The sequence below is a fragment of the Protofrankia sp. Cas8 genome (assembly GCF_963555845.1).
Classification (GTDB): domain Bacteria; phylum Actinomycetota; class Actinomycetes; order Frankiales; family Frankiaceae; genus Protofrankia.
On the sequence record NZ_CAUVXI010000048.1, the window covers coordinates 17,996 to 30,760 of the forward strand.

General features: G+C 68.5%; 7 protein-coding genes and 2 pseudogenes. 4 read left to right on the plus strand and 5 right to left on the minus strand.

The features are described from left to right. The coding region (locus U9977_RS26895; RefSeq protein ID WP_416210539.1) for a WD40 repeat domain-containing protein at positions 1–412 on the minus strand (412 nt) is incomplete at its 3' end. 112 nt (positions 413–524) lie between these two features. Beyond that, a pseudogene (locus tag U9977_RS09880) lies at positions 525–5,156 on the minus strand (TIR domain-containing protein); the annotation flags it as partial. On the opposite strand from U9977_RS09880, the pseudogene U9977_RS09885 reads away from it, so the two are divergent. Both U9977_RS09885 and U9977_RS09890 read left to right on the plus strand, forming a co-directional pair. After that, positions 5,155–5,406 (plus strand): annotated as a pseudogene (locus U9977_RS09885) (DNA-binding protein); the annotation flags it as partial. The pseudogenes U9977_RS09880 and U9977_RS09885 sit on opposite strands and share 2 nt — an antisense overlap. A gap of 166 nt (positions 5,407–5,572) precedes the next feature. Next, positions 5,573–6,235, plus strand: a complete 663-nt coding sequence (locus U9977_RS09890) for a TIGR03086 family metal-binding protein (RefSeq protein ID WP_322748912.1) — start codon at positions 5,573–5,575, stop codon at positions 6,233–6,235. A gap of 65 nt (positions 6,236–6,300) precedes the next feature. Here the strand turns inward: U9977_RS09890 and U9977_RS09895 are convergent, their stop codons facing one another. Further along, positions 6,301–7,851 carry an ImmA/IrrE family metallo-endopeptidase gene (locus tag U9977_RS09895; protein ID WP_322748913.1) on the minus strand — a complete coding sequence of 517 codons (1,551 nt, stop codon included), beginning with the start codon at positions 7,849–7,851 and terminating at the stop codon, positions 6,301–6,303. Positions 7,852–8,522: 671 nt separating this feature from the next. Between U9977_RS09895 and U9977_RS09900 the strand changes: the two genes are divergently transcribed. After that, a complete protein-coding gene (locus U9977_RS09900) occupies positions 8,523–10,646 on the plus strand; it encodes a serine/threonine-protein kinase (RefSeq protein WP_322748914.1) in 2,124 nt (707 codons plus the stop codon). Positions 10,647–10,659: 13 nt separating this feature from the next. Continuing rightward, positions 10,660–11,412 carry an alpha-ketoglutarate-dependent dioxygenase AlkB gene (locus tag U9977_RS09905; protein ID WP_322748915.1) on the plus strand — a complete coding sequence of 251 codons (753 nt, stop codon included), beginning with the start codon at positions 10,660–10,662 and terminating at the stop codon, positions 11,410–11,412. Here the strand turns inward: U9977_RS09905 and U9977_RS09910 are convergent. Then, the gene (locus U9977_RS09910; protein ID WP_322748916.1) at positions 11,354–12,319 is read right to left on the minus strand and encodes a hypothetical protein; all 966 of its coding nucleotides are present in this window, start codon (positions 12,317–12,319) and stop codon (positions 11,354–11,356) included. The genes U9977_RS09905 and U9977_RS09910 overlap by 59 nt on opposite strands. Before the next feature lie 11 nt (positions 12,320–12,330). Continuing rightward, positions 12,331–12,765, minus strand: a 435-nt coding sequence (locus U9977_RS09915) for a hypothetical protein (RefSeq protein WP_322748917.1), incomplete at its 5' end; no start/stop codon positions are given.

Sequence of the window (12,765 nt, forward strand, 5' to 3'; positions counted from 1 at the left end):
AGGCAATCATGGTGCCGTTCGGGGAGAACCCCAGCGACCACACCGAGCCGATGGGGCCGGTCAGGGTGCGCAGTTTCCGGCCGGTGGTGGTGTCCCACAGTCGGATCGTGCCGTCGCCCGACCCGGCGGCGATCATGGTGCCGTTCGGGGAGAATCCCACCGACCGCGCCGTGCCGGTGTAGCCGGTGAGAGTGCGTAGCTGTCGGCCGGTGCTGGTGTTCCACAGTCGGATCGTGCCGTCTTCCCCTCCAGTGGCGATCATGGTGCCATCGGGGGAGAACCTCACCGACCGCGCCGTGTCGGTGTGGCCGGTGAGAGTGCGTAGCTGTCGGCCGGTGCCGGTGTTCCACAGTCGGATCGTGCGGTCGTCCGACCCAGAGGCGATCATGGTGCTGTCCGGGGAGAATCCCACCGACCGTACCGTGCCGATGTGGCCGGTCAGGGCTCGTAGTTCCCGGCCGGTGGTGGCCGTCCCACAGCTGTACCTCGCCGTCTTCTCCTCCAGCGGCGATCATGGTGCCGTCCGGGGAGAACCCCACTGACAACACCGTGCCGATGTGGCCGGTGAGGGTGTTTCGCTGTTGGCCGGTGCTGGTGTTCCACAGCCGGACCTTGCGGTCGTTCCCTCCGGCGGCGATCATGGTGCCGTCGGGGGAGAAACCCACCGACGACACCCAGTCGGTGAGGCCGGCCAGGGCGCGCAGCTGTTGGCCGGTGCTGGTGTTCCACAGTCGGACCGTGCGGTCGTACCCACCGGAGACGATCATGGTGCCGTCAGGGGAGAAACCAAGCGACCACACCCGGTCGGTGTGGCCGGTGAGGGTGTGTCGCTGTTGGCCGGTGCTGGTGTTCCACAGTCGGACCGTGCGGTCGTACCCGCCGGAGGCGATCATGGTGCCGTCGGGGGAGAAGTCCACCGACAACACCGAACCGGTGTGGCCGGTCAGGGAACGCAGCTCACGGCCGGTGGCGGTGTCCCATAGCCGTACGGTGTCATCGCCCGATCCGGATGCGATCATGGTGCCGTCCGGGGAGAACGCGACGGAGTACTGCCGTGAGGCCGCCGACCGCGGCACCGTCTGCGCAGGATCGCGTCCGGCGACCGCCGCCGCGGCCAGCTCGGGTGCATCCTGGGCTGGGCCGAGCCGTCCACCGAGAACCGCAGCCCGGCCCCACCGGCTATCCTTCAGCACCGCCCCGGTCAGGTCCGTGTCGGTGAAGCGGGCACCGCAAAGGTCCGCGTCAGTCAGGTCCGCTCCGGCGAGCGTGGCGCCGGTCACCCGCGCCCCCCGCAGGGACGCGCCGGTCAGGTCGGGCGCTCGCAGCGTCCCGCCGATGATCTGGATGTCGTCGAGATCGGCACTGCGGGCGATCAGTCCGTCGGCGCTGACGTCGCGGACCGTCGCGCTGGTCAGTTTCGTTCCGGTCAGGTCTGCGCCGGTCAGCGTGGTCGCGGTCAGGGAGGCGCCGGTGAGGTTGGCGTCGCGTAGGTTGGCGTCGCGTAGGTCCGCGTGGTCGAGGCGGGCGTCGGTGAGGTTCGCCCGGCGTAGGTCGGCGTTGCGTAGGTCCTGGTTGGAGAGATCCTTGCCGGCGAGATCGGTATCGGCGAACTTCGCCCCGGTTCGTAGTGGGATGTTCAGCCGCCGTGCGACCAGCTCCGCGTTCGCCTTGGCCACTATGGGCGCGTCCGCGTCGTCGATGGTGTCCTGGGCCCAGCGGGCCGCCTCGTCCCGGCCGGCCAGGTCTGCCAAGAAGTCGGTCATCAGTTCTGACATCTCCCGGGCCGCGAGCAGGCCACCGGGATGGTCGGTCTGGTCGGCCGGGTCGCCGCCGGTATGGCTGTCTGTATGGCCGCCGGTATGGCCGCCTGTCGTGACCTGGCGGGCTATGACGGCGGCGACCAGGTATTCCATCACCGACCGGTGGATGAAGGAGAACCTGCCCTCGGCGTCCCGCCGCAGCGCAGTCCCTGAACCGAGCAGCATGGCGGTCTCGGCCGGGGTGAGACCGCGGGGGTCACGCATCGACCGGAGCACCTCGGCGGCGATCTCGGTCAGCCTGGTCACGTCGATGAGCGCCGCGCCGTCGCGCCACATGGCCACGGCCACTTTGGTGACGGCGAACTCCCGTTCGCCGACGGTCAGTTCCGGTGACCGGGCGCATTCGTAGGTTAGCCACTGGCCGAGGAGCTCCCGGTACAGGTCGGCCGCGGTAACCGTCCTGGCTGCGGCACCCGCACCGCCGCGCCGGCGCACCGCGCGCAGCCGGTCTTCGTCCAGCTCGGCGATGAAGGACAGCAGCCGCGGGTTGTGTGCCAGGTCGGGGAGGTCCCGCACATCCCGGATCAGCTCGAGGCGGGCCGCCGCACGCCGGCGCGCCTCCGCGCCGCGGGCATCGGTGTCGGGGAACTCCACTGCGAGCGTGCGGGTAAAGCGTCCGACGAGGAAGTCATGGATCTGTTCGGGGGTGAACTGCGTCAGCTGGACGATGAATCGGCCGAGGGTCCGTTCGACCCTCTCGCCGGTCTTCGTCAGCACCTCGTGGTCGGTGAGGAAGAACTCGGCCCGGCTCGTTACGACGATTTTCGCCCGGTTGGCGGTCACCGGGCGACTGCCGCCCTCGACGTGGCCGTCGAGGGCGGCGAGCAGGGTGTCGAGGTGCGTGACCGCGCGCTGGTAGGTAACTCGGGCGGCGAGTTCGTCGAAGCCGTCGAAGATGAGTACGAGGCGGCCCTGGGTGAGCATGTAGCGGAAGGCGTCGAGGTCTGGCCGGCGGATCTCGGAGTCCACCAGGTGCTGGGCGATGAGCCGGTCGAGCTCGAGGGACTTCTCCAGTTGTCGTAGCTCGATGAGCATCGGGTCGACGTGTGGGAGGTGGCGGGGTAATGCCAGGGCGAGTTCGTGGGCGAGGAAGGTTTTGCCGTGGCCGGAGTCGCCGAGCACGAGGATGAATCGGGCCTCGTCGGTGGTCAGCCACTCGACGATCTGGTCGAGGGCGGGGCCGGTCACGGGGCTTGTCACGGTGCCGGTTGCGGTGCCGGTGGCGCGCTTGATCAGTCGGATGCGCTGGGGCACATACAGCTCGGGTGGGTAGTCCGTGTCGGCGCGCAGCCGGCCCGTCTGCCGCGTGACGTAGCCGCGTAGGTCCAGTACGCCCTGGTATTCGGGCATGCTCAGCAGCCGCACGCCCAGCCGCTCGGCGTGGGCGACCAGCTCGGGCGTGGCCTGCGTCCCGCCGGTGTAGATGAGGTCGGTGAACAGGCCGGGGAAGGCGGCCAGATACGGTGCCCGGACCGTCCTGGCGAATTCGTCGACCGCCGCCGCGTCCATCGCGCCGTCGACCAGACCGATCACCCGCTGTTCCACCACTTGGCCTTCGGCCCGCCGTACCCGCAGATGCGCGGGCCGCTCGCCGGACGCCTCGATCCGCGTGACCGTCGCGTCCGGGTAGCGCAGGCGGGCCACCTCCGCGATCTCGTCCAGCGTGTCGGGTGGCAAGGGCGGCGGTCCGGACAATTCGTCGGGCAGCTCGTCCCCAAGTGAGGATGGGGGTGGGGTCGAGGGTGGGGTCGAGGGTGGAAACGCCGCGTGTACCGATCGGAACGCGCTCGGTGTGTGTAGCCACCAGTAGTTACCGGCTGGGTCGATGCGAAGGTCCCCGGTCCAGCGTCTCTGGTCGGGTTCATACCGGCGGGCGTAGCGGGTGAACCCGTCCCGGTCGATGCGGAGCAGTTGGTACCGGATCGGCACCGCAGCCGGACGGGCGGGTGTGTCGACTGCGGCACTGCCCGTGGATGTGACCGGCAGCCCGGAGGGCAACCAGCTAGCCCGGCCGTCGTGGGTGTGGCCGTGTAGCAGCAGGTTCAGGTGCGGGCCGAGGATGCGGTCCAGATCGTCGGCGTCGCGCAGGTTCTCGTCGTCGGAGGTGGCGCCCCGGATCGGGTGGTGGTGGACGGCGCCGATCCGCAGCCAACCGTCCCGCTCGTAGCGGCGCAGCGCGTCGGTGACGGTGTGGAGCTGGTGTTCACCGAGCCAGCCGTAGTGTTCCTCGTGGGTCTCGGCCATGGTGGAGTTCAGCCCGGCCACGACGACTTTGCGGTCGGGGATCTCGACCAGCGACCATTCGGCGCCGACAGCGAAGCCGATCACGGCATTGGTGCCGTAGAACCGCCCGAGCAGGGCGTCGAAGAAGTCCCACTTCGGCCAGTACGGCGGGAGGGGAGTCTCGTCGGCCGCTTCGCACTGCAGAAAGTAGGCGTTGCATAGCTTGCCGTTGACGTCGTGGTTGCCGGGGATGATCACGAACCGGTTTCGGTCGAGTTCCAGGCGCTCCGCCAGCGCGACGAGGAAATCGTACGCCTGGTCGAACTCGCCCCTCGTGCCACTCTCGGTCAGGTCGCCGGTGACCACGACGAGGTCCGGTCGCAGGCCGTCGGTGTCGGCGCGGTCCCGCAGGTCGTCGTGCAGCCGGCCGAACAGCGATGAGTGGGCGCGGTCGGCCTCGGTCAGCCCGGTATTGCCGCGCACGTGGTGCGCCCCGAACCGGGTGTCGGAGATGTGCAGCACCGTGACGGCCGGCTGCCCGCCTGCGCTGCCAGGTCCGGGGAAAGCCGGTTGGCCCGCGCCGCGCGCCGCTTTACCGTCCGGGCCGGGGAACTGCGGGGCGACGGTGGGCTTCGCGCGGCCTTCGACGGAAGCGGTGATTCCCGCGAGCAGCGTGTCGGAGGCGGCTGCTTCGTCGCGGCCGACCAGGTCGATGGAGTTGATGGTGGCCAGCAGCCCGGTGGGCTTGCACGGCGCGACAATCACCGGCACGATTCGGCGCTTGAGCCCCTCGGGGTCGTCCGGCCAGATCGCCAGCCACTCGGCGTTGCCGTACCGGGATTCGGTCAGGTAGGTGGGGGACAGGACGGGCACCACCCGGGCCGAGGCCGGCAGCGTGCGGTGCATGCTGGTCGCCCAGTTCGTGCCCGGGACGAGGTCCCACGCCTGCACGAACACCCGTGCGCGCCGCTCGCCGAACCGTACCTGCGCCTCAAGCTGCCACGCGATCCACTGTGCCCAGACTTCATCCGCGTCGGTGTAGCTGACGAAGAAGTCGTAGTGATCGTCGCTGCCTGAACCTGACGTGTCAGATGTTTCGTCCCCGTCACCCATGGGCCAAGAATGTCACGATCCGCGCCAGGTAGGGTCGTCGGGCGTGCCCGGTGCCCGGCCGGCATTTCCGTCCGGCGCATCGCTGCGGCCAAGCATCCTGCGCGACCGCGAGGTCACCGCATGGCTCGCACTGGCCCGCGCCGACGACATGCGTGTGATCACCAGTGTGGCGACGCTGGTCGAGGTGGTGCATCCGCCCATCAGGCGTCCGGCGCTGGAATGGACCCTGTCCCGCATCGTCATCGAGCCCGCCATCGCGCTCGCCCTCGATGTTCCGGTGGTCAGTCAGGATGATGACTACGCGGACGTGCCGGGCCTGAGCGTGATCCGCGTCTGACGATCGCTCCCATTGACAGTCCGTATCGGTAACCAACTGTCCAGCTATGGGTTAGGGCAATGGGTCTAGGGTGGGCAGGGTGACACCGACAGCTTCTGACACGCCAGGTCAGGCGACGTCCGGTCAGGCGACGCCAGCTCAAGCGCCGGGAGCCCCGGCTGCCGATGACGGCGCGATGCTGGAAGGCGTGCTGGCCGGGGCGCGGGCGCTGATCGCGGCTGTTGCCACGGATGCCCTGCAACGGCCGACTCCGTGCCCGAACTTCGACGTTCAGGCGCTGGTCGAGCACATGGTGAGCTGGTTGCGGATGTTCGATGCCGGTTTTGCCGGCCGTTCGGGAGTGGACCCGAAAACGCTTGGACCGGGTCCCGAGCCAGCCACGGACTTCGCGGACGCGGCCGCCAGCGTGCTGCGGCGGTGGCGCGCCGGCGGGCCGCAAGCCATGGTCGCGCTCACCGGACCCCCCACGCCGGGTCCCTTCGTCTACCGGATGATGGTCGGCGAGTACGTGGTGCACGGGTGGGACCTGGCGGCGGCCACCGGCCAACCGCTGCCGTTCAGCGCCGAACAGGCGGAGTTCGCGTTGGCGGCGCTGCGCGAGATGCTCCAGCCCCAGTACCGCGGCGGCGCCTTCGGCCCGGAAGTCGGGGTGCCGGCGGATGCCGCCCCCGTCGACCGGCTTGTTGCTTTCACCGGCCGTGATCCGCGCTGGCTACCCCCGGGTCACGCTGTCGAGCGATAGGCCCGGATGGGGGTCACCGGGATCCTGCTTCGGCCAGATCGTCGCGCCGTTCCGAGAACGACAAACTAATAGATGGTCAGGCCCAGCTTGCGTAGCAGGTCGTCGCGCTGGTTTTCGTCCATAAGGGTGAGATTGTAGAGGTGCTCGATTGCCGCACGGTTGCTGACGTGCAGGCGAGACGCCACCGTCCGGACCCCGTTCGGGTCGCTGATGGGGTCGGGGGAGTCCGCCACGGCAGTCGCCACCAGGTGCGGAGGCATCAGGAACATGGCTGCGAACGCGTTCGCGCGCTGCTCGATTCCCCGGGGTGTCCAGGGGCCGCTCGCAATTGCCAGGCGGCGCCCTTGCGCCCGATCATAAAGAATATGGCAGAGTTCGTGTGCCAGGGTGAACCGCACGGCTGCGTGGTTGTCCGCATAGAAAGAGCTGCCGTTGACGACGACCGTCGGCCTGTGCTGTGGACCAACAATGCTGCAGGCCCGTATAGTAGGATCATCGAGCCCGTGGTCCAATCGGGCAATCCCGAGATCCTGAAAAAGGTGCTCGACGTCGATCCAGTCACCTGTGACGTGAAGTTTCTGGTGAAGCGACTCGGCAAGGTCGTAGCCCTGTTCCCAAGGCGTGACGGCAGCTCCAAGTGATTCTTGTGTAGTCAGCTCCTTCAAGTACTCCGATTCGACGTCCGAGGCGCTGTACTGATCGATGAGAACCTGTGCGAGTGTCCGTACGTCGGCTTCTGAGACCGTTGGCGACACGGCGCCGAACAAAAGGGCTGCCTGGCATGAACCCGCTATGACCAGCGGAGTGTCGTCCGTCGCCAGCGCAGCGTGCACAGCTTCGTCCCGCCGCTGGCCCCCCAGCGCCCCCAGCACTGCCGACCAGGTGGACCTGATGTCCTCCTCGGTAGTTCGGCCGAGAAGTCGTTTCGACATGGGAGGTGCGGTTGCCAGGCCGGCGAGCCATCGTAGCCGGATATCGTGTTGCGCTGGAACGGTCAGATCGCCGATCTTGGCTTGTAGTATCGCCAGGCGTTCGCTACTCGGGATGGTGTTCCCCAGATACGCCACAGCTGCGGCAAGGACCTCGTGGAGCGGGCCGGCGACTTCTTCCGGTGTCAGCAGGGACCTGCCTGCGGTAGCGCTGAACTGGAAGCCTTCGGGGGCGCCGGCGAGGCCCTCCTCCGCCCAGCTGATCTCTATGTGGTCACGCAGGCGGCGAAACAGCACGTTCGGAAACAGCCCGCCGGCCCGAGCCGTTCGTACCGCATGGCGCCCGCGCCACTCGAACCATTCTTGCTCCCAGGCGATAGTCGCCGCTTCGCCGGCGAGCTCAGGAGCATTCCGGGTTGCCTCGAGCGAGGAGACGGCAGAATCACCCGCGTTGCGGTTTGGTGGACGCTCCTCGTGGAGCAGGGGGTTCCATGAATCTACGAGCCATTCCAGGAAGGGTAGGAGATACCAGTGAACGCTCTGCAGCACTTCACCTTGATCGATGTGCGTGCAGATATTCTGATCTTCGACCCACAGCTGAAGGGATCCCCATGACGCCGATTCTTCCGGGCCAGCCGCACGGCCTTCGTCAGGATCGGGCATAAAACCGAGCCGCACGGCAAACACGTCTGTGCTCCCGGTGAACCGCTCCCACTTGAGAGTCACCGCTCCCGCCGCCTCTTCGCTCGGCGAACCGTCCGGCGATCGACTTTTCCAGCCGCTACCCAGTCCCCTACCAGCAAAGGGGGAACCTCGTCCCAGTCGACGGGATATCCGTGCCATGCGTTGCGTTGAGCGTCGTGTTGTTGCGCGCAGTACGGGCGGGCGCCATCGGTTGCATACCTCTTCTGGCCGTACAGGTCGCTTGTCGCGAGGAGAGCCTCCCCGGCGGCATCCCGAGGACAGATTGACCCATGTCTACCGGGAAGGGGCACCGGTTTGTGTTTGGGATTGGGCTCGTACAGCAGCGGCTGTAGCTTTGCGGCAACGCCCTGTTCATCCATGCTCCGCCTCCCTTCTGCTGGGGTCTGTCCGGTTGATCCACGCCCCTGTCGGCGGGCGCTCTCAGCCGAGAATGACACACGAGACTGCAGGAGAGCGGCGCCCGCGCGTGATCTGCGTCGGGTCGGCGCCAACCGGGTTTCACGACGGCGGACGGTGACCGGGGGTCGGGGCTGGGGCAGGGGGCGCTGGGTAGGATCGGCGCAGCGCACCGGGGGGCATGCGTGCAGGGGAGACGATGAACGGATCTGTGCTGGTAGGGGCGGGGGTCGCGGGGATCCGCCGACCGTCGGTACATGCCGTTTGACCCGGCGCGGGTCGCCGCGGCGCTACCTGGCTATGAGCTGGGTGAGGTCCTCGGCTGGGGCACGTTCGGGTTGGTGCTGGCCGGCCGACACCGTCGACTGAACCGTGACGTTGCGATCAAGATTCTGGTAGCGGATCTCGACGACGCGACCGCGGGGTTCGCGGCGGAAGCGCAGCTGCTCGCCGCCCTTGATCATCCACATGTGGTGCGGGTCCACGACTACGTCGCCGACGACGATCTGCACCTGATCGTCATGGAGAGGTTGGGCGGGGGGACGCTGACCCGCCGCCGGGCCGGCATGTCCCCGCAGGCCGCCTGCGCGGTCGGCTTGGCGGTTGCCGCGGCGCTGTCCTACACCCATGACCGGGACGTCCTGCACCGCGACATCAAACCGGACAACATCCTGTTTGACGCCGGCGGCCTGGTCAAAGTCACCGACTTCGGTATCGCGAAGATCGTGGCAGGATCGGCGGTCGCGGCCAGTGCGGTTGTCGGGACTCCGCGGTACATGGCCCCCGAGCAGCAGATCACCGGCGGTCGGCTGGGACCGGGCACGGACCTGTACGCCCTCGGGATCGTGCTCTACCACCTGCTGAGCGGGACGCCGCCCTTCGACCCGAGCCTGCCGTCAGATGTGCCCCCACAGCACCACCTCGGCACTATCCCCCCACCGCCGGCCGGGGTGCCCGCACCGATCGCCGATGTGATCATGCGCGCGCTGGCCAACGACCCGAAAGCCCGCCAGCCTTCCGCGCACGCCTTCGCCCTCGACCTGGCTCGCGCCGCGGCGACCGCATACGGCCCGGGGTGGACCGCTCGCTCCGGCATCGTGCTCCGGCTCGACGACGACGTCCGCGCCGCCGCCGACCAGCTGTCCGTGGCCATCCCGCCGGCACCGTCCCCGACGGTGCGCGAATCAGGGCCGGATCCTGACGACCCGATCCTGCGCCGCCGTATCCTCGTTGCGGTTGCCGTTGTCGCGCTGTTCCTGGTCGGCGCAGTCCTTGCCTACGTCGCCCTGGCGCCCCGGCCTCCGATCGCCGTCCCACCTGTGCCGGTCCCCTCCACGTCCATACCGCCGACGCCGGTTCCCACCTTCCGGGCACTCGACCCGCCGCTGACCGGCCACACCGGCGAGGTGCGGTCGGTGGCCTTCTCCCCGGACAGGCGGACGCTTGCCAGCGCCGGTGGCGACGGCACGGTACGGCTGTGGGATGTCACCGTGCCTACCGCTCACCGCGCGCTCGGCCAGCCCTTGACCGGGCACACCGGTGGGGTGTACGCGGTCGCGTTCTCCCCGGACGGGCGGACGCTGGCCACCGCCGGCGAGGACTGGACGGTGCGGCTGTGGGACCTCACCGACCCGACCGTCCCCCGCCCGCTCGGCAAGCCGCTGGTCGGCCATACCGGTGCGGTGTGGTCGGTGGTGTTCGCCCCGGACGGGCGGACGCTTGCCAGCGCCGGCTTCGACCACACGGTGCGACTGTGGGACGTATCCGATCGGGTCGCCGCCCACCTGTTGGGCGGGCCGCTGGTCGGCCACACCGACGCCGTGGAGTCGGTGGCGTTCTCCCCGGACGGGCGCACGCTTGCCAGCGCCAGCTGGGATGGCACGGTGCGGCTGTGGGATGTGGCCGACCCGGCCGGCCCCGCAGACCCCGCCGTCCCCCGTCCGCTCGGCCAGCCGTTGACCGGCCAGGTCGGCCAGGTCGGCAAGGTACGGTCGGTGGCGTTCGCCCCGACGGGGAGGCTCCTGGCCAGCGCGGGTGACGACGGGACGGTCCGGTTGTGGGACGTGGCCGACCTGACCGCGCCCCATCCACTCGGTCCGCCGCTGACCGGCCAGACCAGCTGGGTGCGGTCGGTGGCGTTCTCCCCGGATGGGACGCTCCTGGCGAGCGCGGGTGGCGACGGGACGGTCCGGCTGTGGGGTGTGGCCGACCCGGCCGCACCCCGTCCGCTCGGCGAGCCGCTGACCGGTCAGCGGCTGACCGGTCAGCCGCCGACCGGCCGTGGCAGCTGGGTGACGTCGGTGGGGTTCTCCCCGGTTGGGACGCTTCTGGCCAGCGGCGACGGCGATGCGACGGTGCGGCTGTGGCAGCTGGGTAACTGATCGATGGATGACGATGGATGACGGCCTTTTCGGTCGCTCGACGGCCGTGGTCGCGCCGGGTGCCGTTCTCCTGCCGGACTGGCTCGATAGCGTAGAGCAGCGACGTATGCTCGGTGCGGCCCGACGTTGGGCGGCACCGCCCGCGGGTCTGCGCCATCCACGTATGCCGGACGGAACGCCGCTGCGGGTCGCATCGGTCTGCCTCGGCTGGCACTGGTCGCCCTATCGCTATTCCCGGTACGCAGACGACAGCGACGGTGACGGCGCACCGGTCAAGCCGCTGCCGGCATGGCTCGTGGAGATGGCGCGTGCGGCGGTCGTCGATGCCAGTGGTATCGACCCGACGGTGTCCGCCGAGCCGGCTTCCTATTGTCCGGACGCGGCAATCGTGAATTATTACGACGACAATGCCCGTCTCGGTCTTCATCAGGACAGGGCGGAGCACACGATGGCGCCGGTGGTTTCTTTCAGTATTGGTAATGTGTGCGTGTTTCGGTTCGGCAATCCGCATACGCGCACCCGCCCGTGGCGTGACGTTGAGTTGCGAAGCGGGGATCTGTTCGTGTTCGGAGGACCGTCCCGGCTGGCCTATCACGGAGTCCCACGGACGATGCCGGGCAGCGCCCCGCCCGAGCTGGGTATGCGGCACGGGCGGCTCAGCGTCACGGTGCGCGAGACGGGCCTCGCCGGTCAGCCCGGGCGGCCGGTCACAACGGCTGAGGGCGCAGGTATCCCACCCGGTCGGGGATCCACGGGCTGGGGTTGATCTGGAGCGTGCTGGGGAGGGTGTAGACCAGTATCCCGGTGTCGATCTCCGTGAGTATCGGGGCGGTGCCGGCGGTCGGATGCCCGTTCGGCCAGGCCCCGACCTGGTAGGCTTTCCCCCGCGGCGGCTGGTAGTTGTTGCCGTTGCACCGCAGCACGTAGCCACCGGTCCGGGCCGCAACGCTCGTCGGGATGGCGTCCATCCCACAGGCGGGCAGTAGCTGGATGTCCACGTTCCGGGCGGGTTGCTGGGCGACCGCCGTGGTCTTGAGCACCTCGCTTCTGTGATCCAGACAGATCTCGATCCCGATGTCGAGGCCACCAACGGAGATGATCTGACGGTGGGCGTGTTGGGCGCTTGTCTTGCCTGTGCTCATGGCGTTGACATCGTTGTCGAGATGGTCCACGTCGGAGAAGTCCTGCTTCATGCAGGTCCAGTGGAAGAGCTGGTTTCCCGTCGTGACCTGCGCCGAGACCCGCGCCACGGCGTAGGCCTCGCTGAAGATGACGTATTTGAAGGATCCCTGGGAGTCGAATGTCTGCTTGCTGTACACCGCCGTTCCGGGGACCAGCAGCCAGTCGTTGAACAGGCTGTCACTGCGGACCGCATCCTTGATTGAATGCTGGGCCTGTTGGACATCGAAATATCCGTAGTGGTTGTGTCCGCTCTCCTGGCCCTGCGACGAGCGGAAGTAGAACTCCGGCGCGAGAAAGACGTTGAGAACCGTCCCGTTGACGGTGACGGGATCGTCGGCGATCTTCTTCGCGATGAATCGGGCGACCTCCAGCAGATACTGTGCTCGGATTTGCGCCTCTGTGCCGAAGTCGACCGGTTTGGGTAGACAGGACGGCCGATACTGCTGATGGGTGTCGGTCTCGTAGAACACGAATCGCACGTGGCTGTACATCACTGCTCTCCTCAACCGCGGGGCGCCGTGGCGCCGGCCTGTTGCTTCAGGATGTCGACCAGCGCGACGAAACCGTTCTCCACATCATGGAAGTCGAACGCGACAGCCGCCGCGCCGTGCTGGTTCATGAGCGTGTAGGCGACGCTCATCGTCACCGCCCCGCCGCCCACCAGCCTGAGCGAGCCCTGGAATGACGCCTTGGTGACATCCAGCAGGTGGTCGGGTCCGTTGTCGGCAAGCCAGGTGCCCGCGGCGGCCATCCCGCCCACGGCGGCCCGGGTCTGGGTCAGCACGCCCTGGGCGGCCGTGAACGTCCCCTGGGCAACGCCGAGCTCGGCGTACAGTCCTGAGACCCGCGGGTCGGCCTCGATCGGGGTGGTCGTCACCGCGGCCCGGCAGGCTTGCAGGGTTCCCAGGGCGGTGCCGAGCGTTGCCTGTTCGCCGCC

Excerpts from the sequence above, each read along its gene's own strand:
- U9977_RS09910 (WP_322748916.1), bottom strand. The coding sequence starts at position 12,319 with ATGTACAGCCACGTGCGATTCGTGTTCTACGAGACCGACACCCATCAG.
- U9977_RS09905 (WP_322748915.1), top strand. The coding sequence starts at position 10,660 with ATGGATGACGGCCTTTTCGGTCGCTCGACGGCCGTGGTCGCGCCGGGT.
- U9977_RS09900 (WP_322748914.1), top strand. The coding sequence starts at position 8,523 with ATGCCGTTTGACCCGGCGCGGGTCGCCGCGGCGCTACCTGGCTATGAG.